General features: G+C 42.3%; 27 protein-coding genes, 1 tRNA gene, 1 pseudogene and 1 riboswitch. Of the genes and pseudogenes, 9 read left to right on the forward strand and 20 right to left on the reverse strand.

Annotated features, from left to right (window positions below; genetic code table 11):
- Positions 1 to 30 precede the first annotated feature (30 nt).
- A complete protein-coding gene (locus tag AAHT65_RS19660; RefSeq protein ID WP_010789190.1) occupies positions 31 to 426 on the forward strand; it encodes an SA1362 family protein in 396 nt (131 codons plus the stop codon).
- On the opposite strand, the gene AAHT65_RS19665 is transcribed toward AAHT65_RS19660, so the two are convergent.
- From AAHT65_RS19665 to AAHT65_RS19675, 3 genes are all read right to left on the reverse strand, one after another.
- The gene (locus AAHT65_RS19665; RefSeq protein WP_106271006.1) at positions 423 to 1298 is read right to left on the reverse strand and encodes a patatin-like phospholipase family protein; all 876 of its coding nucleotides are present in this window, start codon (positions 1296 to 1298) and stop codon (positions 423 to 425) included. The genes AAHT65_RS19660 and AAHT65_RS19665 overlap by 4 nt on opposite strands.
- Positions 1299 to 1420: 122 nt before the next feature.
- Complete coding sequence (gene mntR / locus AAHT65_RS19670; protein ID WP_003325451.1) at positions 1421 to 1849, reverse strand: transcriptional regulator MntR; 429 nt, start codon at positions 1847 to 1849, stop codon at positions 1421 to 1423.
- 100 nt (positions 1850 to 1949) lie between these two features.
- Positions 1950 to 2786 carry a lipoate--protein ligase family protein gene (locus tag AAHT65_RS19675; protein WP_003325449.1) on the reverse strand — a complete coding sequence of 279 codons (837 nt, stop codon included), beginning with the start codon at positions 2784 to 2786 and terminating at the stop codon, positions 1950 to 1952.
- A gap of 190 nt (positions 2787 to 2976) precedes the next feature.
- Here AAHT65_RS19675 and AAHT65_RS19680 point away from each other — a divergent pair, with 190 nt between their 5' ends.
- Positions 2977 to 3357 (forward strand): rhodanese-like domain-containing protein, encoded by a 381-nt coding sequence (locus tag AAHT65_RS19680; RefSeq protein WP_003325448.1) that lies wholly within the window; start codon positions 2977 to 2979, stop codon positions 3355 to 3357.
- Positions 3358 to 3411: 54 nt separating this feature from the next.
- Here AAHT65_RS19680 and gcvPB read toward each other — a convergent pair whose 3' ends face one another.
- From gcvPB to gcvT, 3 genes are read right to left on the reverse strand one after another with little or no spacing between them, the layout of a single operon-like run.
- Complete coding sequence (gcvPB, locus tag AAHT65_RS19685; protein ID WP_343310694.1) at positions 3412 to 4887, reverse strand: aminomethyl-transferring glycine dehydrogenase subunit GcvPB; 1476 nt, start codon at positions 4885 to 4887, stop codon at positions 3412 to 3414.
- Entirely contained in the window at positions 4880 to 6226 is a 1347-nt protein-coding gene (gcvPA, locus tag AAHT65_RS19690; protein WP_343310695.1) for an aminomethyl-transferring glycine dehydrogenase subunit GcvPA, read from the reverse strand. The genes gcvPB and gcvPA overlap by 8 nt, the downstream gene beginning before the upstream one ends.
- 22 nt (positions 6227 to 6248) lie before the next feature.
- Complete coding sequence (gcvT, locus tag AAHT65_RS19695) at positions 6249 to 7343, reverse strand: glycine cleavage system aminomethyltransferase GcvT (RefSeq protein ID WP_343310696.1); 1095 nt, start codon at positions 7341 to 7343, stop codon at positions 6249 to 6251.
- A 185-nt stretch (positions 7344 to 7528) separates the two neighbouring features.
- A riboswitch (glycine riboswitch) is annotated at positions 7529 to 7629 on the reverse strand.
- Positions 7630 to 7803: 174 nt separating this feature from the next.
- Between gcvT and AAHT65_RS19700 the strand changes: the two genes are divergently transcribed.
- The 4 genes from AAHT65_RS19700 to sinR all read left to right on the forward strand — a co-directional run bounded on the left by AAHT65_RS19700 (position 7804) and on the right by sinR (position 11021).
- Complete coding sequence (locus AAHT65_RS19700) at positions 7804 to 9474, forward strand: DEAD/DEAH box helicase (protein ID WP_343310697.1); 1671 nt, start codon at positions 7804 to 7806, stop codon at positions 9472 to 9474.
- Positions 9475 to 9494: 20 nt separating this feature from the next.
- The gene (locus AAHT65_RS19705; RefSeq protein ID WP_094232411.1) at positions 9495 to 10289 is read left to right on the forward strand and encodes a YqhG family protein; all 795 of its coding nucleotides are present in this window, start codon (positions 9495 to 9497) and stop codon (positions 10287 to 10289) included.
- Between the two features lie 189 nt (positions 10290 to 10478).
- Positions 10479 to 10652, forward strand: a complete 174-nt coding sequence (gene sinI, locus AAHT65_RS19710; protein WP_094232412.1) for an anti-repressor SinI — start codon at positions 10479 to 10481, stop codon at positions 10650 to 10652.
- Positions 10653 to 10685: 33 nt separating this feature from the next.
- Positions 10686 to 11021 carry a transcriptional regulator SinR gene (gene sinR, locus AAHT65_RS19715; RefSeq protein WP_003153104.1) on the forward strand — a complete coding sequence of 112 codons (336 nt, stop codon included), beginning with the start codon at positions 10686 to 10688 and terminating at the stop codon, positions 11019 to 11021.
- Positions 11022 to 11214: 193 nt separating this feature from the next.
- Here the strand turns inward: sinR and tasA are convergent, their stop codons facing one another.
- From tasA to tapA, 3 genes are all read right to left on the reverse strand, one after another.
- The gene (gene tasA, locus AAHT65_RS19720; protein ID WP_063638541.1) at positions 11215 to 11997 is read right to left on the reverse strand and encodes a biofilm matrix protein TasA; all 783 of its coding nucleotides are present in this window, start codon (positions 11995 to 11997) and stop codon (positions 11215 to 11217) included.
- A gap of 63 nt (positions 11998 to 12060) precedes the next feature.
- A complete protein-coding gene (sipW, locus tag AAHT65_RS19725) occupies positions 12061 to 12633 on the reverse strand; it encodes a signal peptidase I SipW (RefSeq protein ID WP_010789195.1) in 573 nt (190 codons plus the stop codon).
- Complete coding sequence (tapA, locus tag AAHT65_RS19730) at positions 12617 to 13318, reverse strand: amyloid fiber anchoring/assembly protein TapA (protein WP_343310698.1); 702 nt, start codon at positions 13316 to 13318, stop codon at positions 12617 to 12619. Before tapA ends, sipW begins: the two co-directional genes overlap by 17 nt.
- A gap of 261 nt (positions 13319 to 13579) precedes the next feature.
- Between tapA and AAHT65_RS19735 the strand changes: the two genes are divergently transcribed.
- Entirely contained in the window at positions 13580 to 13903 is a 324-nt protein-coding gene (locus tag AAHT65_RS19735) for a DUF3889 domain-containing protein (RefSeq protein WP_106271001.1), read from the forward strand.
- Between the two features lie 46 nt (positions 13904 to 13949).
- Here AAHT65_RS19735 and AAHT65_RS19740 read toward each other — a convergent pair whose 3' ends face one another.
- The 9 genes from AAHT65_RS19740 to AAHT65_RS19780 all read right to left on the reverse strand — a co-directional run bounded on the left by AAHT65_RS19740 (position 13950) and on the right by AAHT65_RS19780 (position 19485).
- Positions 13950 to 14129, reverse strand: a complete 180-nt coding sequence (locus AAHT65_RS19740; RefSeq protein WP_003325435.1) for a YqzE family protein — start codon at positions 14127 to 14129, stop codon at positions 13950 to 13952.
- A 69-nt stretch (positions 14130 to 14198) separates the two neighbouring features.
- On the reverse strand, positions 14199 to 14573 hold the full coding sequence (gene comGG, locus AAHT65_RS19745; protein WP_106270999.1) for a competence type IV pilus minor pilin ComGG: 375 nt from the start codon (positions 14571 to 14573) through the stop codon (positions 14199 to 14201).
- Positions 14574 to 15080 (reverse strand): competence type IV pilus minor pilin ComGF, encoded by a 507-nt coding sequence (gene comGF, locus AAHT65_RS19750; RefSeq protein WP_274379311.1) that lies wholly within the window; start codon positions 15078 to 15080, stop codon positions 14574 to 14576. It abuts the gene before it with no gap.
- Positions 14983 to 15330, reverse strand: coding sequence for a competence type IV pilus minor pilin ComGE (comGE, locus tag AAHT65_RS19755; RefSeq protein WP_003325432.1), 348 nt, complete (start codon positions 15328 to 15330; stop codon positions 14983 to 14985). Before comGE ends, comGF begins: the two co-directional genes overlap by 98 nt.
- The gene (gene comGD, locus AAHT65_RS19760) at positions 15314 to 15754 is read right to left on the reverse strand and encodes a competence type IV pilus minor pilin ComGD (RefSeq protein WP_343310699.1); all 441 of its coding nucleotides are present in this window, start codon (positions 15752 to 15754) and stop codon (positions 15314 to 15316) included. The genes comGE and comGD overlap by 17 nt, the downstream gene beginning before the upstream one ends.
- Positions 15744 to 16043 carry a competence type IV pilus major pilin ComGC gene (gene comGC, locus AAHT65_RS19765; protein WP_003325429.1) on the reverse strand — a complete coding sequence of 100 codons (300 nt, stop codon included), beginning with the start codon at positions 16041 to 16043 and terminating at the stop codon, positions 15744 to 15746. Before comGC ends, comGD begins: the two co-directional genes overlap by 11 nt.
- 14 nt (positions 16044 to 16057) lie before the next feature.
- Positions 16058 to 17095 (reverse strand): competence type IV pilus assembly protein ComGB, encoded by a 1038-nt coding sequence (gene comGB, locus AAHT65_RS19770; protein WP_106270998.1) that lies wholly within the window; start codon positions 17093 to 17095, stop codon positions 16058 to 16060.
- The gene (comGA, locus tag AAHT65_RS19775; protein WP_088117573.1) at positions 17082 to 18152 is read right to left on the reverse strand and encodes a competence type IV pilus ATPase ComGA; all 1071 of its coding nucleotides are present in this window, start codon (positions 18150 to 18152) and stop codon (positions 17082 to 17084) included. The genes comGB and comGA overlap by 14 nt, the downstream gene beginning before the upstream one ends.
- A 379-nt stretch (positions 18153 to 18531) precedes the next feature.
- The gene (locus AAHT65_RS19780) at positions 18532 to 19485 is read right to left on the reverse strand and encodes a magnesium transporter CorA family protein (RefSeq protein WP_088117575.1); all 954 of its coding nucleotides are present in this window, start codon (positions 19483 to 19485) and stop codon (positions 18532 to 18534) included.
- 121 nt (positions 19486 to 19606) lie between these two features.
- Between AAHT65_RS19780 and AAHT65_RS19785 the strand changes: the two are divergent.
- Positions 19607 to 20955: pseudogene (locus AAHT65_RS19785) on the forward strand (hemolysin family protein).
- 66 nt (positions 20956 to 21021) lie between these two features.
- Here AAHT65_RS19785 and AAHT65_RS19790 read toward each other — a convergent pair.
- Positions 21022 to 21873 carry an STAS domain-containing protein gene (locus tag AAHT65_RS19790; RefSeq protein WP_088117577.1) on the reverse strand — a complete coding sequence of 284 codons (852 nt, stop codon included), beginning with the start codon at positions 21871 to 21873 and terminating at the stop codon, positions 21022 to 21024.
- Between the two features lie 132 nt (positions 21874 to 22005).
- On the opposite strand from AAHT65_RS19790, the gene AAHT65_RS19795 reads away from it, so the two are divergent.
- Positions 22006 to 22076 (forward strand) — tRNA-Gln (locus AAHT65_RS19795).
- 63 nt (positions 22077 to 22139) lie between these two features.
- On the opposite strand, the gene AAHT65_RS19800 is transcribed toward AAHT65_RS19795, so the two are convergent.
- Complete coding sequence (locus AAHT65_RS19800; protein ID WP_003325422.1) at positions 22140 to 22520, reverse strand: Spx/MgsR family RNA polymerase-binding regulatory protein; 381 nt, start codon at positions 22518 to 22520, stop codon at positions 22140 to 22142.
- Between the last annotated feature and the right edge of the window lie 203 nt (positions 22521 to 22723).

Here is a 22723-nt window from a genome sequence, read left to right on the forward strand (position 1 = left end):
CCCTGCTATTATTTTCGGAGGTGGACAGTTATGAATCATCGTGTACAACCTATTATTGCTGTAATCATTGCGCTGGGCGCATTTGGTTTCCTCTATGCTTTGGTAACCAATCCCGGAGAAATGGTAAAAATGGCGATCACCGTCATCCTTGCGGGTATCATTATTTATTTTATTGTCCGATATGTAATGAATCGAAGTGCGGGACGAGAAGGAGCTTCCTTCAAAAAAGCGGCCAAACAATCGCGGCGCCGATTTAAGGACCAAAAAGCGAAACATCGCGCAGGCCATAAGAACCGAGTGAGCCATTTACGAAGTGTTCCAAGCGACAGCAAACCAAAGCCGATGATTCTCAAGAAAAAAAGCCAGACTCAGCTCACCGTCATAGAAGGGAAAAAAAATAAAAAGAAAAACAGAGCCCTTTTTTAATAGGTCCACTGCTTTAAAAACAGCTCTGTCCGGCTTTTTCCTAGCTCAATCAGGGCTAGTTTTTTTTGTGGGGTCAAATGGAAATCCGTCGCCATTACATGATCAACCGGGAGAAAAATGATATTTTGTTCATACCGGGTGGCAATATGCCTTGCATCATGTGCGTCTTTCATTGTTTCAAACAAAGCGCCGAACAGCTCAAAAGCGTTCCGGATTGATTTTTTCGGCCGTTCCTTTTCATGGGGCGCGAGCGTGACTCCAATGACAGGACGCTTTCGCTCTTTGGAAAAAAGCCAGATGGGAAAATTGCTTAAAACGCCTCCGTCAACGACAGTGCTTGTGCCGCCGTCGCATTTTAATTTAATCGGTTCAAAAAAATATGGGATGCTACAGCTCATTCGCACTGCCCTTGCGACCGGAAACAGCTCCGGATTTAGGCCGTAGCGGCCAAGATCATCTGGAAGCACAATCATTGTTCCGTTTGTCAGATCAGATGCGATTAAACGCAGCGAGCCTTTCTTCAGATCCCCGAACACTCTGACGCCTTTCGCTCTCAGCTGATCCGCAATCCATTTTTCTAACGTATCTCCTTTATATAAACCAAGCCGCCAATAGATTGACACCCATTGCAGCATTTTTAAAGGCAAAAATGAATACCTTTGATCTAATAATTGCTCTCCGTCTACCTCATTAATCAGAGCATTAATTTCCTTACTTGTATAACCGGAAGCGATGAAAGCAGCAATAATGGCGCCCGCGCTTGTACCGGCAAGCCTTTCAAATCGAAAGCCTTTTTCCTCAAGCGCTTCATAAGCACCGGCCAGCGCTATACCTTTTATTCCCCCGCCTGAAAATACGCCGTCAATGTACATCTCTGCCCTCTCCCTCCATCCCAAGGTCTATTACTATTTTAAGAAGAAGCTTGAAAAAATAGACCAAAGAATGGATTGAGGCGCTCACATAAAAAAGGCAGCCCCTTAGCGGGACCGCCCTTTTACTGATTATGATTCTCTGTTTTCTTTTGTACGGATTTCAGTTCTTTTTTACGGACATCATCTTCTTCAAAATATTGAACAAGGTCGCCGATACGATCAATGCTGTTCCAGCTTAAATGATGTTCAATGCCTTCAACATCGTTATATATTTTCTCTTCATCAACACCAATGATTCTTAAAAATTGCTCAAGCAATTCATGTCTGTATACTAGCCGTTTGCCTATTTTTTTCCCTTTAGGCGTTAACACGAGACCTCGATATTTTTCATAAATTAAATACTCGTCTTTATCTAGTTTTTGAACCATTTTCGTTACAGAGGAGGGGTGGACTGCCAATGCTTCCGCGATATCAGAAACTCTTGCATATCCTTTTTCTTCAATCAGCATATAGATCTGTTCAATATAATCTTCCATACTTGGTGTTGTCATCAAAACCCTCCCAAAAAGCACCTTAGCTTAATACATCATTACAAGTTTACACTAATGAACTTGAAAAAACAAGGATGCCCGGGCTTATTCAAAAGTCTTTTTACCGCTTGTAGTTCCACTGATCTGATGCATATTTCGTTTCCGCCAGTTCGTTGACAAACTCAAGCTCTTTTTCAGACAGCTCATACGGCTCCAGATGAATATCAAGGCCCGTTTCAAATCCGGCCTTAAAGGCTTTACGTGCGTCATCCATTGTCACCGGATTTGACGCTAATTCATTAATCGCCACTGCTTTATTTTTAAAATTACGCTGCATCCGCTCTCTGACCCTGTCATTCGGATACAAAAACAGATCAAACAGCTTATCTTCATCCAGATCAAGCAAAATGGAGCCGTGCTGAAGGATGACTCCTTTTTGCCTTGTTTGCGCGCTGCCGGCCACCTTACGTCCCTCGACGACAAGCTCATACCAAGACGGCGCATCAAAGCAGACGGATGAGCGCGGATTTTTTAAGCTTTCTTTTTCTTTTTCCGTTCTCGGAATGGCAAAGTACGCATCAAGCCCGAGATTTCTGAAACCTTGCAGAATTCCTTCTGAAATCACCCGATAGGCCTCAGTTACTGTTGCCGGCATTTCAGGATGATCTTCTGACACAATGACGCTGTATGTCAATTCCTTATCATGCAGCACCCCTCTGCCGCCGGTCGGTCGTCTGACAAACCCAAGGTTATATTTATGTACCGCTTCAAAATTAATTTCCTTTTTAATATTTTGAAAATAACCGACAGAAAGCGTCGCCGGATTCCAGCCGTAAAAACGAATCACCGGAGGTATTTTTTTTTCGCTGTGCCAATATAAAAGCGCTTCATCAAGCGCCATATTAAAGGCCGGACTTGCATTCCCTGAATCAATAAAACGCCAAGTTTCTTTTTCCATCTCTAAACCCTTCTTTACCGTTTTGATAGAATCAGTTTATCAAACCGCTGTGAAAATGAAAAATATTTCGTTTCATTAAGGATGACAATCCCCCCGTGCTTTACTATAATAGTATTTGTCGAAAACGTTCTGTTACGCCCTCTTTACATAAGATGGTTTTGATTTTATAAGCTAAAGGAGTAGAATCGCATTGTCTAACATGATTGTTCTGATTATTTTTGCTGCGTTTATCGTCTATATGGTGATTTCTTATATTTATCAGCAGCGTATTATGAAAACACTTACCGAGGAAGAGTTCCGCGCCGGTTATCGAAAAGCGCAGCTGATTGATGTGCGTGAGCCGAATGAATTTGAAGGCGGCCATATTTTAGGCGCCAGAAATATTCCGCTTTCCCAGCTGAAGCAAAGAAAAAGCGAAATCCGTCCGGACAAGCCCGTCTATCTTTACTGCCAAAACAATGTCCGCAGCGGGCGTGCTGCTCAAACACTCCGCAAAAACGGCTGCAAGGAAATTTACAATTTAAAAGGCGGCTTTAAAAAATGGGGCGGAAAAATTAAATCAAAGAACTAATAAAGAAAAAGCTGTCCGCTAAACGGACAGCTTTTTTTGTTGGGCAGCAAGTTTTTAAACGCCTATACCCGTTTTATGTTCGTACCGAAGAACCGGCTTTCTGGCAGCCTTCGTTTCGTCCATTCTTTTCACAACCGTTGTGTGCGGCGCCTCTTGAACAACTTCCGGGTGTTCTTCCGCTTCTTGGGCAATTTGGATCATCGCCTCGATAAAAGCGTCAAGCGTTTCTTTGGACTCCGTCTCGGTCGGTTCGATCATGATGCATTCCTCGACATTAAGCGGAAAATAGATTGTCGGCGGATGATAGCCGAAATCCAGTAAACGTTTCGCAATGTCAAGCGTCCGGACGCCCAGCTTTTTCTGGCGTTTGCCCGACAACACAAATTCATGCTTACAATGGCGGTCAAACGGCAGGTCGTAATAAGGCGCGAGCTTTCTCATCATATAATTAGCATTTAGCACAGCGTTCTCCGTCACGGCCTCTAAACCGTCAGGACCCATGGAGCGGATATATGTATACGCTCTGACATTGATGCCGAAATTTCCATAGTAAGGCTTAACCCTTCCGATGCTAAACGGACGGTCAGCATCAAAGGTGAAGCGCCCGTCTTTTTTAATCAAAACCGGCTTTGGCAAATAAGGAATCAGCTCTTTTTTGACACCGACCGGCCCTGATCCGGGACCTCCTCCGCCATGCGGGCCTGTAAAGGTTTTGTGCAAATTGAGATGGACAACATCAAATCCCATGTCTCCAGGTCTGGCCTTGCTCAAAACGGCATTTAAATTCGCACCGTCATAATAAAGCTTTCCTCCGGCTTGATGGACAATTTCCGCCATTTCCACGATTTGCTCCTCAAACAACCCGAGAGTGTTGGGATTGGTCAGCATCAGTGCAGCCGTTTCTTCATTCACCGCTCTTTTCAGATCTTCTAAGTCTACCAGCCCGTTTTCATTAGATTTTACAGTTATGGTTTCAAACCCAGCCACTGTCGCGGAAGCAGGATTTGTTCCGTGGGCGGAATCAGGAATGATAACCTTTGTCCGCTGCTTATCACCGCGCGCTTCATGATACGCGCGGATCATCATCAATCCGGTCCATTCTCCGTGAGCCCCTGCAGCAGGCTGAAGAGTGACGGCATCCATTCCGGTAATTTCTTCCAGATGCTCACTTAAATCATATAAAAGCTCAAGTGCACCCTGCACGGTGTCTTCATCCTGAAGAGGATGAATGGCAGCGAAACCGGGAATGCGGGCGATTTTTTCATTTATTTTCGGATTGTACTTCATCGTACAGGAACCGAGCGGATAAAAACCGGAGTCCACTCCGTGATTACGTCTGGAAAGCGCTGTATAATGGCGCATGATATCGAGCTCGGAAACCTCGGGAAGGTTGGGTTCCTCTTTCCTGATATAGCCGTCTGACAGCAGAGTATCCATATCTGCTTCCGGCACATCGAGTTCCGCAAGACTGTAGCCGATCCGGCCATCTCTTGAAAGCTCAAAAATAAGCGCCTGGTCTTTGTTATTCATGGCGATCCCCCAATTCCGCAATAAGTGCATCAATTTCTTCTTTCGTTCTCAGCTCAGTCACGGCGATCAGCATATGATGTGTAAGCTCCGGATATGAAAGGCCTAAATCATAGCCGCCAATGATCCCCTTATCAAGCAAGCGTTTATTCACAGCTTTAACGGAGTCTTCAAGCTTGACGACAAATTCGTTGAATATCGGCCCGTCAAACACGACGGAAAGGCCGGCTCGTTTGGCCTGCTGCTTTGCATAATTCGCTTTTTGGATGTTCTGCCGGGCGATTTCTTTTACGCCGGCTTTTCCCAATGCGGTCATCGCCACAGAAGCTGCAAGCGCGTTTAATGCTTGATTCGAACAAATATTTGATGTCGCTTTATCGCGGCGGATGTGCTGTTCCCTCGCTTGAAGGGTGAGGACGAATCCTCTTTTTCCGTTTTCATCCTCCGTTTGGCCGACAAGACGGCCCGGCATCTTTCTCATTAATTTTTTAGTGACCGCAAAGAAACCGCAGTGCGGTCCTCCATAAGCCGCCGGTATGCCAAACGGCTGCGCATCCCCGACCACAATATCAGCAAAAAACGCGCCTGGAGGAGTCAGAAGTCCGAGAGCAAGCGGATTGGATGACACAATAAACATGCTGTTGCCTTTATGGGCAATCGGTTCTATCTCTTTTAAAGGCTCTATTCTTCCGAAAAAATTCGGATACTGGACGATAACGGCAGCCGTTTCATCACAAACGGCTTCATTTAAGGCGTCAAGATCTGTCACGCCATTTACCGCAGGGACTTCCACCACTTCAATATACTGGCCTTTCGCGTATGTTTTCAGCACTTCCCTCGACTCCGGATGAACCGAGGCGGAAACGACGATTTTTTTCTTTTTCGTATGCCCGGAAGCGAGCATGGCTGCTTCAGCTAAAGCGGTCCCGCCGTCATACATGGAGGAATTGCTGATATCCATGCCAGTCAATTCGCAAATCATCGTCTGGAATTCAAAGATCGCTTGAAGCTCCCCTTGAGAAATCTCCGGCTGATAAGGGGTATATGCCGTATAGAATTCAGATCTTGAAATAACATGATCCACAATCACAGGCTGATAATGATCATAAACGCCTGCTCCCAAAAAAGATGCATAGGTTCCGGCATCACGGTTTTTAGCGGCGAGCTTCGTGAGCTCTTTCGTTAGCTCTGTTTCCGATTTAGATTGTTTAATCTGATAGTCCTGTTTATATCTCACGCTGTCCGGAATGTCAGCAAACAGCTCATCTGTACTGCTCACGCCAATGGCGGCCAGCATTTCTTTTTTATCCTGTTCTGTCGCGGGCAAATAACGATGCTTCATATCATTGCTCCTTTCCGAGTGCTTATTTTTTTCGTTTATAAAATGGGGTTTTGACCACTTGTGCTTTTACGAGTTTATTCCGAATCTCCACTTCCACAATACTCCCAATCTCACTGGCTTCCCGTTTCATCAGCGCAAGGCCGATATTTTTTTTCAGTGTCGGCGACTGTGTGCCGGTTGTAACTGTTCCGACTGGTGTTCCGTTTTGCATGACAGCGTAACCGTGTCTCGGGATGCCCTTTTCGATCATCTCCAAACCGACGAGCTTTCGATCCGCGCCATTTTCTTTTTGTTCGCTCAATACTGATTTCCCGTAAAAATCAGAATCCTTTGTATGTTTTACAGCAAAACCGATTCCCGCTTCGATCGGTGTAATATCCTTAGTAAGCTCCTGCCCGTACAATGGCAGCTTCGCCTCAAACCTGAGTGTATCTCGCGCCCCAAGTCCGCACGGAATCAGTCCCTGACCCTCTCCCGCCTCTATGATTTGTTTCCACAAGCTCACCGCATCTTCATTCCGGCAATACAGCTCAAAGCCGTCTTCTCCGGTATATCCGGTTCTCGAAATAAGCGCTTTGCACCCGCCGATTTCAGCGTCGTTTAGAAATGTAAAAGGCTTAAGAGCTGATACATCACATGCAGTCAGCTTTTTCATAACAGTTTCTGCTTCAGGCCCTTGCACAGCCAAAAGAGACAGCTGATCTGAAAGGTTTTCGATATGTACATCACCTTCTGCGTGTTCCTTCAGCCAATTGATATCTTTTTCTATATTAGAAGCATTGATGACAAGGAGGTAATGGCTGTCTGCTTTTTGATAGATGAGCAGATCATCAACCGTCCCGCCATCGGGATAGCACATTGCCGTATATTGCGCGCAGCCCGGCTCAAGCTTTGACACGTCATTTGTCATCAGCTTTTGCAAAAAGGACAGACTGTCTTTTCCGGTCAATTTCACTTCTCCCATATGGGATACATCAAACAGTCCCGCTTTTGTCCGGACAGCCTCATGCTCTTTTTTGATAGAAGAAAATTGAACAGGCAGCTCCCATCCCCCGAAATCAATCGTCTTCCCGCCGTATTCTTTATACACATCATATAAAGGTGTTCTTTTCAACATACACTTCCCCCTCTTCTCATTTGACCAAAATGGGTGCGGCTAAAAACCATATAAAAAAGGACAGAGAAACACCTCATTCGAAAATGAAGGTTCTCTGTCCTGGCACCTGAAAGTTTACTTTGCGATTTAGGCAAAGACGTCCCCTTTGGTGGTTTGCATGTGTACACAAACACTCTCCAGAGTTGCGTCGAGCAAGAGTTCTTTTGCCTGAGAGATTCACTCCGCAGTTTGCTCCTTCGGCGCCTGAATCCCAAGTTTACGGTCAGGTCTCTCCCCTTGCTGTCATTCGCTCATATTTACCAATTTTTATGGACATACTAAAACAATATCTTAAGGTAAAACTCTTACCCATATCCTAACACTCACCATACATATTGGGCAATAAAAAATAATGGGTAGCAATGGTATGTATTTTTATAAAAGAGAATCATGAGCCAGCAGAAAGGCGGTTGACATACAGATGGATGCAGAAATACATTATGATGCACGATGGCCTGAAGAATTCTCAGAACGTCTCAAAGCAGACGGGCCTTGGTCAAACTGGGAGCTTTACAAACTGTCAGCAGAAATCCAGGAAAAACTTGCAATTCCTGAGTTCGAAGGCTTGCGGGCCCCTTTATACCTACCTTCCTTTACTCCGCTTCCCCACCAGCTGGAAGTGGCGCAAAAGGTCGTCGAAAAAATGAACGGCAAAGCCATTTTAGCGGATGAAGTCGGTTTGGGAAAAACAGTGGAAGCGGGTCTGATTTTAAAAGAGTATATGATTCGCGGTCTGGCCAAAAAAATTCTTATTTTGGTGCCGGCTTCACTTGTATCACAGTGGGTGAAAGAGCTGCAAGAAAAATTTTTAATCCCTGCAGTTGAACAGAAAAAGAGCTACGTCTGGGAGCAATGCGACATCGTCGTTTCCTCCATCGATACGGCTAAGCGCTCGCCCCATCGTGAAATTGTGCTTTCTATTCCATATGATCTCGTTATTATTGACGAAGCACACAAACTGAAAAACAGCAAAACGAAAAACTATGAATTCGTTCGGTATCTCGTTAAAAAATATTGTCTGCTTTTGACGGCGACACCCATCCAGAACCGCATTGAAGAAATTTTCAATTTGGTGTCTTTATTAAAACCGGGCCATTTAGGTAACGAAAACCATTTTCATGACGTTTTTTCGAAAAAGAATTCAGGCATCGATGCTCATGACCATTTAAAGAGCCTGGTCAATAAAGTCATGATCCGCAACAGACGGCAAGACACCGGACTGACCTGGACAAAGCGCTATGTGGAAACGGTGCCGATTACGTTCTCTCCGACAGAGCAGGCGCTATATGATGAGATCACACGGCTGAAGGAAGACAGGCAGCAGGCCGCCAGCATGTTCTCTATAATGACCCTGCAGCGGGAGTGCTGTTCAAGCAGGGAAGCCGTCTACATGACGCTCAAAAAAATGCTTGATCAAAGAGAAAAACAAGCGCCCGCCATCAGTGAAGATACAATTTCAGTTTTAATGGACCGCATTAATGAAGTGACGCAAAACTCAAAAGCGATTCAGGTTGTTGACCTCATTAAAAAAATAGATGATAAGGTCATCATTTTTACGGAATACCGGGCGACACAAATTTACCTGCAATGGTTTCTCCAGCAAAACGGAATCAGTTCTGTGCCGTTTCGGGGCGGATTTAAACGCGGGAAAAAAGATTGGATGAAGGATCTTTTCCGCGGCAAAGTACAAGTGCTGATTGCTACAGAAGCCGGCGGTGAAGGGATCAACCTGCAATTTTGCAACAATATCATTAACTATGACCTGCCTTGGAATCCGATGCGGCTTGAGCAGAGAATCGGCAGAATACACCGGCTTGGGCAGGAGCGTGACGTGCATATTTACAATATGGCGACAAAGCATACGGTTGAAGAGCATATTTTAAAGCTGCTTTATGAAAAAATTCATTTGTTTGAAAAGGTAGTCGGTGAACTTGATGATATTTTAACTAAAATTCAAGTTGCCAATTTCGAAGAACATCTGCATGATATTTTGTTTCATTCGGCAACAGATGAAGAAATCAAGATCAAAATGGAAAATTTGACGTCCTTCCTCTCGTACGAACAGCAGCCGGCTGAAAAAAGAGGATCATAGCCTGTAAGGAGGTTTTACAAGTGAAACAGCAAGAGGTTCACCAATTTTTACTTCGTTTCTTTCAAGCAAACAGCTGCCCTATCATCGATCAGGGACTGGGCCATATGACCGTGCAGCTGACAGTTGAGATGGACAAACAGATTATGAATAGGCCTTTTTACTGGCACTGGCGTGAAAAAACAGGCGGCGAACCAAACCCGATGAAAATCACCTTTATAACCGATAAGGATGCCGCTCCCGAAGACCTTGACGGAGAGTTTATTTATTTCGGGGCACCGCGTCTCTTTGAAATCTTTAAGGCAGTTAAACAAAATGGGAGATTTATCAGGATGTATGAGAAAATTGAATCAGCCGGAGCCAAAATCCCGCTCCAGCCTTGGCTTGGCTTAAACGTGATGATTTCATACCAGTCCGACATGAAAAAGGATAAGCTATTGTCACTCGGTCTTCATCTCGTCTCTGGAAAAATGGTTGAAGATTTTCAGCGCAAGCTTACAACACATTCGCTTGCCTCACAAATATCTGATTATTGTTTTACAATGTCGCCTATGATTAAACCGGAAAGCGGGCTTAAACGCATGGAGCACTATATTACACAAGCAGCTTTACAAGAACCTTCCGATTGGGCAGAAGCATCCGTCAAAAGGTGGAAAAATGATTTACAATTGCTTGATCAATTTTACGAAGATACTGAAGAAAAGCCTGAAGAATATCATTTGGAAAAACAGGCATTGCAAACCTTGTATAAGCCTAAAATACTAGTGCACATCGAAAACGGAGGATTATTTTTTCTGCAAAATAATATTCCAAGCTAACTTTTTGACATTCGACATCGTTCTCGTTTTTTTTGGAAAAGTTATATTATAATAAAAGTATACTGGAAAATAATTCTGGCGCTTCACATGACGAAAAAAAACTTCCAGAGAGATGTAATAGCATATCAGTTATGGTCATGGCCGGACTGGCTGAAATACATAAACAAGTATTTTAGGAGGAGAAAATGCATGAAAAATGCAAAAAAAGAGTTTTTAGAATTAGATCAAGAATGGGTTGAATTAATGAAAAGAGCCAGAGAAGCAAATATCAACCCGGAGGAGATACGCAAATATTTAAATTTGCATAAAAAGTCTGCTCGTCCTGTCCCAGCCACCAGAAGTCATACCATAAATCCTTTCTGAATGTGCTATAATATCACAAGGAAGGTGATGACATTGATTGGCCAGCGTATTAAACAATACCGAAAAGAAAAAGGCTACTCACTATCAGAACTAGCTGAAAAAGCTGGGGTAGCGAAGTCTTATTTAAGCTCAATAGAACGAAATTTACAAACAAACCCCTCCATTCAATTTCTCGAAAAAGTCTCCGCTGTTCTGGACGTCTCGGTTCATACACTACTTGATGAAAAACATGAAACCGAATACGATGGTCAATTAGATAGTGAATGGGAGAAATTAGTTCGCGATGCTATGACATCCGGGGTTTCAAAAAAACAATTTCGTGAATTTTTAGATTATCAAAAATGGAGAAAAGCGCAAAAAGAGGAGTAGTGCCGCCATTGGGGTGCGCATACTCCTCTTTTACCTTACTATAAAAGTGCGTGGCAGCATCATCTGCAATCAAAAAAAAAACGATACAGCAGTCTTCTAAGACTGCTGTATCATCGCCGGACGATTAGGACCGCCCATGCTTCGACACTTCTGCAACGCACCTGAGCTTGGCTCAGGCCGCGCTTCATTTTTCTTATTTGTCCTCACTATGTGCTTTTTCATTTTCTTTAATGTATCCGTCTTTATCTGTGTGGTCTTTTTTAATCGTCAGCCCGTTCCACTGAGTGGCTTCAAAAGAGAAATTAAGCTGAATCGAGTTGCCTTGATATTTGTTTTGGACCATTTGTCCGTTTGCGTCTTTCGCATTGTCATTTTTAAATTCAATCACCATTTGCACTTGGTCGTAGTCGACCGGTGTTTTTGGCACCCCGTCATATTCCGGAGCTGTTTTTCCGTTAATTGTCGCAACGTTAATTTTACCGCTTTCACTTAAGAACTTTGAGTCAATCAGCTGGCCAATTTTTTCAGCAGCTGTTTTGTCCTGCTTAGCAGACATTAAGTATAAATCTTTTAAGTTGGCTGCTTTGAGAATAATATTTTTCGGATAGCCATTGCCGCCCTCTTTCCCGACTGTCAGCAAGGTGATTTGGAATTGGCTGAGAAAATCTTCCGGAGAATCATTGTCTCCTTTTGCTGTATTAAAACCGCTGTAATTTAGCGCCATCAGCACTTCTTTAATCGCCAAGGTGCCGTTATTTCTGAATTCGAAATCTTTCGTTAATTTATCACCCGGTTTTAGATTGGACAAGCTGACATTTGCGGAATTTTCTTTTGCTGACAGATCAAGTGTTCCAGACGCAAAAGTGGCTTCCGTTGTTTTAATATCGTTGAACGCCGCCCATGTTCCGCCTCCGACTAATGCAAGCCCAAGCGCAGCTGAGGCAACTCCTAAACTCAATTTCTTTTTCATACCCATGTGTAAACTCCCCTTATCAATTAATTTTGTTTATCGAAACCTGTCGCCAGGTTGCAACTGATATTAAGTAGACATTGTGCGGTCCTTCGCATCTGTCTCCAAAGCTTTTGTCTTTCTCTCAATGTCGCGGATCGCGCTGCTGATCGTCATAAATGAGTAAATTAATAGCATAATCCCGGGAACGATTAACAAGACCGCCGTGCCAATCGGCTGGCTGGCAAAATGAATGACATACCCCGCATAAGGCAGGTTAAAGCCGGTATACTTCGCCAATACATTTTGTTCCGATACAAGCGATGAATCAGAAGCCGCGTTATTGTCACCTTTTGTTTCAAATAATAAGTGCCCGCCTTGTTTTGTAATGTTGACGATTCTGTGAGTGACAGCTGTCTCTTCATCCTGCATAAAAGTAATGACATCATTTTTTTGGAGAGCTTTCACATCTGTCATTTCTTTTACCAAAATTAAAGATCCCGTCTTAAATTCCGGTTCCATTGAACCCGAGAGCACTGATTTCAACGTGTAGCCAAACACCGCCGGCTCTCCGCCCGATGATCGTGTTGAAATCACAATCAGTGTTAACACAATAATTAACGTGAAAATTATGACGTAAAGAATATTACTGATCAGTTTCATCGGCTTTTTCATCATCTTCCCCGCTTTCTTTCTCAACTGGTTCACCCGTTTTGCTTTCGTTTTGTTTTTCATCGGACTTCTGAATCTCTGTTTTCGCCGGTGCTGCAGTCGGTTTTTCTGTGCATTTGGCTACGGTCATAGGCTCCGACCACTCGAACTTTTCATCCTGCGCGGGATAACCATCGGGTTTGTATACCTTAAACGCATAAACACCAGGTTTCATCGCACGTTTGGATTCAATCTTATAAAGAGAATCACTTGCCTTATCTGTGATACTGCCTCTTTCAATGATGTTGCCGTCTCGCAAAGGCTTATTTGCATCTGCTATTTTATGAAGCTCCCATTTCCATCGGGATGTCGTAAGTTCATTTCCTCTGTTTTCAAATTCTGCGAAAAGAATAAGCGGTGAACAAACGCTCCCTTTTGTCTCGGTTTGGTTTTTCAAATGCAAATCACTCTTATCCCAACGTTCATCATAGTTGCAGTTTTCATCTGTATATTGAAAATCCTCACACGTTTGAACAGAAAAACTGACATTTTTCACATCATGAAAAGCGGAGCTGGTATCACCGGTAAACTGTAAGCATATCGCTGCTGACAGGCTGAAAATCAACGAAAACTGAAAAAGCAGCAGGACTTTCCGTCTCGGTTTCGCCCATTTTTGAGTTCGAGACAATCGAAGCATAGATAACCTCCTGTGAAACACTGTAACTTGATGATCGTTCTCTTTAAAGAACCGCACAAATAGAGTATAATCAAGGATTATAATAATTAAAAATGCCAAAATTGGTCATTTCGTTCGTTTAAAAGAATGTTTTCCTTCAATTACAGTGTTTTCCTTCAAATTACTCACCTTTTTGAAATTTTTTCTAAATAACACATGAGAAAATGAGGAGCATAACTGAAAATCAATTGGGAATAATAAGAATTAAAGGGGTGGATTTCCATGATAAAGCAATGCCTAATATGTCTTTCTTTTTTTAGTTTTACAACCGTTGCAGCTCAAGCGGAAGAGACCGCATTTTCTTCTGCCCATCAAACACCGAAGTGGGAGGAGTTTGCTGTGAAGGAAGCAAAAAAAAGATATCCTCTCGCACAAGTGTTGTTTAAACAAAAGGTATGGGACCGAAAAAGAAAAGATGAAGCCGTCAAACAATACCATCTGACACTGAGAGAAGGGGCGAAAGAATTCGGAGTATTTGTTACTATTTCATTCGAACCGCAGAGCAAAAAGGTCAATAAAATTGTAATAGTCGAAGAATATCAATAAGGCCCTCCGTTATACGGCAGGACCTTTTTTCGTTGAAAATGCTCAATTATTTTTTGCGTTTCAGCCAAAGTTTTACGCCATAAGGCACTATTCCAAACCAATGCTGGGTTGCCGGTACTTTTCTTTCTTTTCGAACCTCTTTTAATTCTTTTCGTTCAACCTTTGGTGTATCCATATATTTTACGAATTGTTCGGTCATGTATTTCACATAATCATTTGTTTTCAAGTGACCACCTCATACGCCTTTATTATGAAGTGTTGTCTCAGCTGCTGCTTTTTATACGTTTCTTCCCATTTATTCTTCCCAATGAATAACTTTTTTTTGTTTCAAATCAAATATGAACCGGGCGGTCATTTCCGAGCCTGAATTCGTGACAGATTTTACATTGATCTCTTTTTGCTCTTTTTTTGATGTGCTTTGAATTTGATAAGACACCAGCCCATATTCAAATTGCCGTGAGCCTTTTAGTCCTTGACGGCCCTCAAGTATATGACGAATGGATAGAAGTGCGCCATTTTGCAGTAAATTTTCCCTGATGTAAAATTCTTTGGTCTCCTTTTCAAATGTTTTACGGGTGATATATTCCGACGATGTATAACCGACAACGAGCAAAATAACAGCTGCTGCAAAAAGCACAGCAGGATAAATAAAGCCTTTCGACCGTGACATTTATCCTCCTTTCAATGATGTATAAATAGGAAAAGAGGTTTTGTACTCTTTATGGTCTTCGCTTGTTACGCTCAAGATCAGCATGCCGTTTTTTATATCAGCTTTCAATGTGTTAATATGCTGAAGAATCGGGACATGCCCTTTACCGTCCACTCTTTTCCTGATCATTTTATGATATTTTTCAAAAAGAATCTCTCGGCCTGAACCATTCCTGCACAGCACACCGCCGCCCTTATCAGTCAGCTGCACACTCTCAGCCTGCTTACATTCATTCATCATTTGCTCAACGGAAATGATCCATTCCTCCTGCTTGACTCCCTCCCCCTCCAGTTGACGGGATAAAAACTGATAAAAGATCATGGCTAAAGAGCCTGATATGAGCAGATAAACTGACAGTGAAAATAAAACGTTAAGAAGGGTATAACCAGTCTGTCCGAAGAATGCTGAGACAAAAGGGCTCGTCCTTCGGGCTGACCGCTTCCATACATACTTTTTGATTGTCGCCATCCTCCTCCCACCTGACCTTATAGGTTTGGTTCAGCCTTTTTATTGTCTCTGATTTTCCGTACTCTCCAGAAAGCATGTATGTACTGATGCTTTCGTGAAGAAGCTGATAACCGGTTTCCTGAATGGCTGTCTCTTTTTCATCTGATATCAGTCTGGCCCACATAGGAAGAATCATCACTGTAATCAATACCCAAGTGCTTAAAGCCGAGACTGTTTCAATTGTTGAGAAGCCTTTATTTTCTTTCCACATTGACTTTTCCGCTCCCTAAGTAGACAGTCATTTCATATGTGAGGCGATCTGTTTTCAGCCTGATTTTCCCGCCCAAATTCGGATTTCCTTTTTCATTAAAATCAAGACGGTCGGCCAATGTTGCACATTCAATGAAAATCCAATCCTCATAGGTTCGTTCAACGATACTAGCCCCCATAATGATCTGGTACTTATGTTCCTTGGACAAAAACACGATACGCACCCGCTCATGCTTAGAAATTGCAGTCTGCTGAGCGAGGAGAATGTCACTTTCAAGCCTGGCAACAGTTTGGCGGGCAGATGTATTTTTATATACGGGAGGTATGACTGTAAAAACACAAATCAGCATAACGGATGCCAGACATAAAACGAGCAAGCTTTCTAAAAGAGTAAACCCTTTCTCATCGCCTATATTAATTTTCAACCTTCACTTCTCCGCCAGTGACAATAATTTGTTTGCCGTTCGGGCATGTTACATTCTTTTTCACATACCCCTCAGACTGAAGATCACCAAGACTCGGCGTTTTCCCGTCATGATCGAGTTCGAATGCTGTTATCTGTGCCTTCACCATATTTTGCAGACCTTCACAGCCCTTTTTCTGAATGCTTTGATTGTGCTTTGTTACGTTCGGAATGGTAATCAAGAGCAAAATGGAAATGATGAATAGGACAATCAGCATCTCGATCAGCGTAAACCCCTTTTCATTATTCAAACAAAACACCCCTTCTACAATTGATTCATCATCTGATACATAGGCATAAGCATCGACAAATACACAATTAAAATCATTCCGGCAACAATACCGTAGATGACGGGCTGAAGGATTCCCGTCCATTTTTCAACCTTTCGCTCCAGCCGCTCCATTAAAAACTGGCTGTAGGTGAATAGTTCACGATGCAGCTGCCCGCTTAATTGGCCGTGCAGCACCACTTCACAAAAGTCATTTTCATAGCATGGGTGTTTATACAGAGCTCTATCTATGGACTCTCCAGCCCTTAATTGGTTAATGATTTGTTCTGCCTCCTGACGGTAAAAAGGGAGGAACGATTGCTCTTTAAAGGCCTTAAGGCTGTCGTAAATAGACAGTCCAGACTTTAATAGGCTGCTGAGCTGCAAAGAAAAAAAGTAGCTGTTAAATAAAATGACAAGTCTTCCGAGTATGGGTATCCGTACAAAAAAGAGCATTTTGTCTGCCGGGGACTTCTTCTTAAATCCAAACCAGTAATAGAGCGCCGCTCCGAGAGCAAGCAAGACAAAACCAATCACTGCATAATGAACGTGCTGAAAAAAAGCGAATATAACAGCGGTTGTGCGTGAGGTTTCCATATTCATGGACTGATAAACTCCTGAAAATTGCGGGATGATGACAGCTTGCAGGATATAAAACATCACAAAGACAGTGAAGATCAGGAAAATCGGATAACGGATGACTTTTTTCAGCTGATTGGCCTGTGTTAATTTCCTTTCCAACAGCCCACCGCTTTGCCTCATAGCAACGGACAATTCTCCATGCATTTCTGCTAAATAACAAATGCTGACGGCTTCCTTGTGGAAAGCCAAAGCCTGCAAAACCTGATAGAATGGTTCCCCCTCTCGTAAACGATTTACAGCAGCAGACATTTCCGTACGCTGACGCTTATTCATTTGCAGTTCCATTAACCGCAATCCATCCAGAAGATTGTATCCGTTTTCTGTCATGTCACCGAGTCTGTTTAGCAAATTAGCTTGATCGTTTATCGGCCAGCTTTTTTTAATCCTCTTCATGATAAACCCACCGGTCGTAATTATTCGTCGTTAGATAACCAAGCGCGATTCCTTTTCTGATAATCTGCCGTAAGGTTCGGTACTGATAATTGGCCCGTTCTCCTCTAGCTTCTTGTATACATTGCTGAAGATTTTTCCCGTAAAGAAGCTCATAAATGGTCGCTCGCCTTACATCACGTGTAATCCGGCAATAAACAGAGGAACAGCCGTTTTCACAAAATGGACAGGTTAAGTCGACTAATCGCTGGGCTGCTATCGCAATCGCTGTTTGCTCTATTTCATTCATATTTACTCCGAATTCAAGCAGTCTGTAAATGGCGCCCTTGGCATCTCTTGTGTGCAGGCTTGTTAATACCAAATGGCCTGTCATAGCAGCCCGCACGGCGATTTTTGCTGTTTCAGCATCCCTGATTTCCCCCAGAACAATCATGTCTGGATCATGGCGCAAAATCGCCTTCAGGCCCGCTGAGTACGTAATGCCGGCTTTTTCATTCACCTGTACCTGCAAGACATCCTGATCTCTAGTTTCCACAGGATCTTCGAGAGTGATAATATTTCGGTTGAAATGCTTTTTTGCATATTGAACCAGTGAATATAGGGTGGTAGATTTCCCTGAGCCAGTCGGACCGGTAAAAATAATGAGGCCATGGGAGTGCTTTAAAAAGGATAGCAGCGTGGCGCCTGTCTTTGGGAACAGGGACAGTCTTTCGATCGCAGGAATATTATGCTGAGGCAAAACTCTGATCACGAGGCTTTCATCATTAATCGTAGGAAGTGTCGACATTCTGAGATAAACTGTCCCTTTTTTAAGCTTTAAAGAAAGTGAACCACTTTGCGGCTTCCGCCTTTCTCCTATATCCATGGCTGACAGAAATTTAAAATGGGAAATGAGCCGAACGCACTCTTCCTTTTTCATTGTCCGCTTCTTCAGCAACGCATGGTCAATCCGAAAATGGATCAAAGCATCTTGCTCCCTTGGTACAATGTGAATATCCGAGGCCTTCACGGAATATGCCTCTTCAATTAATGTCCTGCTAGTTTTTTCTATCGGATCCAATGAAATTTCCCTCCTTTCACATTGAATTGTATGTAAACGAATAGATATCTTCAAAAGTGCAAAATTGATTTTTCTCAATACAAACAGGCTTAAATAAGGATTTTGGGCAGGTAAAACAGGATAATCTTCCTTTCAAGAAGCTGGATTGCCATTCATAACCCTATTTTAAATATCAGTGAACAAAAAAAGGGCAGGCCTTCATAGAAGACCTGCCCGTAAATCCCAATAATATTTTTGCAAGGGAGTTTGGCGTCCAAACTTTTGGCTCCCGCACCCCGGATAAGCTTTTTTCTTTTGTACGTTATTTCCACCATGGCGAAGTTTCGTCCCATTTCACTCGGATAGAAAGTCAATGCTAGAGGTGTTCCGTCCTTCAACTTCACTTACGGGATTGCTTCTTCCGAAAGTATTTCTTCTCCCGATCTTTCAGCATATCTCCTGTCCAGCCTTTCTTCCTTAAGTAAACATAGATCAATAACGTAGAAATCAGAATTAAGATGATAGAAAAAACATAGCCATACTTCAAATTCAGTTCTGGCATTACCTCAAAGTTCATCCCCCAAAGCGCGCCGAGAGCGGTCATTGGCGTAAAGAGAGTCGTAAAAATAGTCAGTGCCTTAACGATCTCATTTCCTCTTTGAGAGGTGATGACTTCTTCTGAATGCATGAGATTGCTAAGTTCCCCCTCGAATTCGCTGACATATGTAAAACCTCTGTCTATTTTATGATGCGTTCTTTGATAATCTTTTTTCTGGTCATTTTTCGGCATAAATGCTTCTTTTAAAGCCATTTCAATTTTCTTCACACTCAGTATCTGGCCTTTCCAAATCATCAGTTCGTGCCGAAGCCTGTGAACGCGATTTACAATGCTTTTGCTGTTGTCCGCATATATTTGCCACTTCAATTTTCTCAGTTTTACCTCAAACTCATCTAAGCCGATTAAATACGCATTCATCAATTCTCCAAGCAAAATGAAAAATCCTTCAAACGCATTGTCTGCTCTTTTCATTTGCTGAATCACATGTTCTTTTTTGATCCCTTCAAGAACTGAGAAATCAAAGTTTATCGTGAAAAAATATTGTCTGGTGATATAAAAATGAAAAACTGTATGGTCTTTTTCTTGTTCAAGCCCTTGGTCGTAAATGAAAGAACCGTACACCGCTTCATTATCGAGCTCATTTGTATCTATTCGCAAGAAATTGATGTGATGTTCATTTTCGAACCACTTTTCACATTGCGGCCAATGAGAGAAATGAATCAGTTCCTTCCCTTGCTTTTTTTCCTGAGGGCCTAATTGGTACCAAAACCAATCCTCTCCCGAATGAATCTTCATCACTTTGTCCTCCAAATTCTTATTTAACTCTTTATTTGCCAAAAGTCATACATCTTAAACTTCATGAGAGGTTTCGCTATATGTTTTATGAACATAACGCGGTGGTATTGAATGTTAGAAGATGATCGGAAAAGGGAGGTGTACGCCTTCCTTAGTGAAGGCAGTCCATTGGAATATACTAAATTGATAGCAGTAGCCGTTTTAATCATGGTAACCGCATTTTTTGTTGCCATAGAATTTTCTATTGTAAAAGTAAGACGCTCCAGAATTGACCAATATGTTGCAAAAGAAATAAAAGGCGCAAAAGCAGCAAAACATGTCATCACGCATCTTGATGAATATTTGTCTGCCTGCCAATTAGGAATTACAGTAACAGCTTTGGGGCTTGGGTGGCTCGGAGAACCAACAGTTCAAACTCTGCTTCATCCCCTCTTCTTGAAATTGGGGCTCCATGAGTCTTTGACACATTTCCTATCACTTGTGATTGCATTTTTATTAGTCACTTATCTGAATGTCGTCATTGGAGAATTGGCACCGAAAAGCTTCGCTATTCAGAAAGCAGAGAGCATTACCCTGATGTTTGCAAAACCAATGATTTGGTTTTATAAAATCATGTTTCCGTTTATCTGGGTGCTCAATCAATCAGCCCGATTGATTACCGGCATGTTCGGTTTAAAGCCGGCCTCGGAAACTGAATTGGCTTATACAGAAGAAGAGCTAAGAGTTCTGTTGGCTGAAAGCTATAAAAGCGGAGAGATTAAAAAAAGCGAGTTAAAGTACATGAACAATATTTTCACATTTGATAAGCGTATGGCCAAAGAAATAATGGTGCCAAGAAATGAAATGGTCAGCTTGCCAATAGATGACGAGTCTGTAGAAAGCCTTCAGGAAATCATCAAGCAAACCAAATACACACGCTACCCTGTAGTAAAAGAAGACAAGGACCATGTCATCGGTGTGATGAATATAAAAGAAGTGCTGTTCTCTCTATTGTCAGAGCGGTTTTCATTTACAAAAGAACAGTTGGACCCGTTTATCCAGCCAGTCATACATGTGATCGAAACCATTCCCATTTATCAATTATTAATCAAAATGCAAAAAGAACGCACTCATATGGCAATACTGATAGATGAATATGGAGGTACATCGGGATTGGTGACCGTTGAAGATATTGTTGAGGAAATCGTCGGAGAAATCCGTGACGAATTTGACGCAGATGAAATCCCTCATATTCGCGAATTGGACAAAAATCATTATATGCTGAACGCAAAAGTATTAGTCAGCCAAGTAAATGATCTGCTGGGAACCGATTTATCAGATGAAGAAGTTGATACAATCGGCGGCTGGTTTCTCACCCAGGATATTGACGCTTCACCTGAAAGTGTGATCGAATATGACGGTTATGCCTTTAAAGTGAAAGACATTGACAGCCACCATATTTTATTTATAGAAGTTAAAAAGGCTGAATAGCATACTGCTGTTCAGTCTTTCTCTCCCCTCTCTTCGCTCATAAAAAAACACCCCCAATGAGAGTGCTCAAGATTCATGAATTTTAAAGCCTCTTTTGGATAAAGCTTTCACGAGACTTCTTTCTGTTTTCACATTTGAAAAGTCAATCCCAAGTTTAACAACTGTTTGGGCTATTTCAGGCCTGATGCCAGATATGATGGTCTCAATACCGAGAAGCTTAGTGCTGTCGATGACTTTAAAAATTTGATACGCCACCATTGTATCAACGATGGGCACACCTGAAATATCCAAAAATAAATAAGACAGACGCAATGCTGAACATTGCTCTAGAACGGATTCTAAAATCGTTCTCGCCCGATAAGTATCAATTTCACCGACAAGCGGGAGTATTCCGATTCCATCTGAAATCGGCATAATCGGAGCGCTTAATTCATTAATCATCTCTTTTTGCGCGTTTAGCTGAATGATCGTAACCTGATGATATTCTTCTGTAAACACTTCTATGATCTCATCAATTGTGTGATTCAGTCTTTCACTCCAATCAAACACATCCTGCTTTGCAATCTCTTGGGAACAAGTCTCGCTAAACGCCTGCACCCTGCTCCACACGATTCCCCTGAAAATCTTAAACTGGCCGACACTTTCAAACACAGGCACTTCATGAACCGCGCGATCTCTGGCAAACTGGAGCGCCCATTTGTTAAGCTCCTCTCCCGCTTCCTCTTTTCCTGTAAGAGCTTTTGCAACAATAGAAATTAATGCCTCATGCTGCTCCCTTTCTTTCAATTCAGTTTCCGACTCTCTGTCAGCAGCATAATGTAAGGTGTCTTTTGGCGCCCTCTTCTGCAGCCATTGATATGTTATTTCGTTTGCATGCTCTGTTAAATATTGATATAGAGCCACATTGGTCTTTTCCATTGGGTACCTCCTGTAATTGGTCCATCTATTTCCTTCCTTGAAAACTGATTCTGCAAAAATCAGGAACACAACTTTTTTAGTCCATTATGTATACGGTGCGTTTCTTTGCACATACTATTCATACCAACTCGATGGGCTATAGCCAAGTGGTAAGGCAATGGACTTTGACTCCGTGATCGTTGGTTCGAACCCAGCTAGCCCAGTTTCACAACCTGAAAAAACGAAGATAAGCTGAACAATTCACTCAGCGGATCTTCGTTTTTTCATCATGATACGGATTGATGAACCGTTTTCTTTTTAGTCAGTTTCAAAAGTTCTCCCGGATTATAGCCGATAACGAGTTTTCTGTTGTCAACAAGGATAGGGCGGCGCAAAAGCTTTGGTTTTTCGATTAACAGGTCCAGCACTTCATTGACTGTCATCTCTTCAATATTTAAGTTCAGCTCTTTAAAAGTTTGGCTTCTCGTTGCCAGAATCTCGTCAATGCCTTCTGTCGTAAGGGACAAAATGTACTTTAACTCTTCCATTGTCGGTGTTTCTCTGAATAGGTGACGTTCGTTGAAATCAATCTGATGAGCTTTTAACCAATGTTTTGTTTTTCTGCAAGACGTGCAGCTTGGGTACGAATAAAATGTTAGTTCTTCCATGTGTAGTTCCTCCTCCGATTATAACCATCTCTTTGTAGAATATGTACCCCGATCTTTTTTGTATTAAACACATTTTCTACATATTTTTTCAGGATTCTTTTGAAAAGATGAACATATAATGAAAACGCAATCAAAGGAATTTATTCCATCTTAATTATAATAATGAAAATGTTTACATTTGAGCTTATAATCCATTATAATAA

The sequence above is a fragment of the Bacillus atrophaeus genome, from assembly GCF_039519175.1.
GTDB lineage: Bacteria > Bacillota > Bacilli > Bacillales > Bacillaceae > Bacillus > Bacillus atrophaeus.

Bases quoted from the DNA above. Each gene is read 5' to 3' on its own strand.
- gcvPA (WP_343310695.1), bottom strand. From the start codon at position 6,226: ATGAAGCATCGTTATTTGCCCGCGACAGAACAGGATAAAAAAGAAATG.
- AAHT65_RS19735 (WP_106271001.1), top strand. From the start codon at position 13,580: ATGATAAAGCAATGCCTAATATGTCTTTCTTTTTTTAGTTTTACAACC.
- AAHT65_RS19790 (WP_088117577.1), bottom strand. From the start codon at position 21,873: ATGGAAAAGACCAATGTGGCTCTATATCAATATTTAACAGAGCATGCA.
- gcvT (WP_343310696.1), bottom strand. From the start codon at position 7,343: ATGTTGAAAAGAACACCTTTATATGATGTGTATAAAGAATACGGCGGG.
- comGB (WP_106270998.1), bottom strand. From the start codon at position 17,095: ATGAAGAGGATTAAAAAAAGCTGGCCGATAAACGATCAAGCTAATTTG.
- AAHT65_RS19665 (WP_106271006.1), bottom strand. From the start codon at position 1,298: ATGTACATTGACGGCGTATTTTCAGGCGGGGGAATAAAAGGTATAGCG.
- tapA (WP_343310698.1), bottom strand. From the start codon at position 13,318: ATGCTTCGATTGTCTCGAACTCAAAAATGGGCGAAACCGAGACGGAAA.
- AAHT65_RS19700 (WP_343310697.1), top strand. From the start codon at position 7,804: ATGGATGCAGAAATACATTATGATGCACGATGGCCTGAAGAATTCTCA.
- comGG (WP_106270999.1), bottom strand. From the start codon at position 14,573: ATGTCACGGTCGAAAGGCTTTATTTATCCTGCTGTGCTTTTTGCAGCA.
- AAHT65_RS19780 (WP_088117575.1), bottom strand. From the start codon at position 19,485: ATGAAGATTCATTCGGGAGAGGATTGGTTTTGGTACCAATTAGGCCCT.
- comGF (WP_274379311.1), bottom strand. From the start codon at position 15,080: ATGGCGACAATCAAAAAGTATGTATGGAAGCGGTCAGCCCGAAGGACG.
- mntR (WP_003325451.1), bottom strand. From the start codon at position 1,849: ATGACAACACCAAGTATGGAAGATTATATTGAACAGATCTATATGCTG.
- AAHT65_RS19800 (WP_003325422.1), bottom strand. From the start codon at position 22,520: ATGGAAGAACTAACATTTTATTCGTACCCAAGCTGCACGTCTTGCAGA.
- gcvPB (WP_343310694.1), bottom strand. From the start codon at position 4,887: ATGAATAACAAAGACCAGGCGCTTATTTTTGAGCTTTCAAGAGATGGC.
- sipW (WP_010789195.1), bottom strand. From the start codon at position 12,633: ATGAAACTGATCAGTAATATTCTTTACGTCATAATTTTCACGTTAATT.
- tasA (WP_063638541.1), bottom strand. From the start codon at position 11,997: ATGGGTATGAAAAAGAAATTGAGTTTAGGAGTTGCCTCAGCTGCGCTT.
- AAHT65_RS19675 (WP_003325449.1), bottom strand. From the start codon at position 2,786: ATGGAAAAAGAAACTTGGCGTTTTATTGATTCAGGGAATGCAAGTCCG.
- AAHT65_RS19660 (WP_010789190.1), top strand. From the start codon at position 31: ATGAATCATCGTGTACAACCTATTATTGCTGTAATCATTGCGCTGGGC.
- comGE (WP_003325432.1), bottom strand. From the start codon at position 15,330: ATGTGGAAAGAAAATAAAGGCTTCTCAACAATTGAAACAGTCTCGGCT.
- sinI (WP_094232412.1), top strand. From the start codon at position 10,479: ATGAAAAATGCAAAAAAAGAGTTTTTAGAATTAGATCAAGAATGGGTT.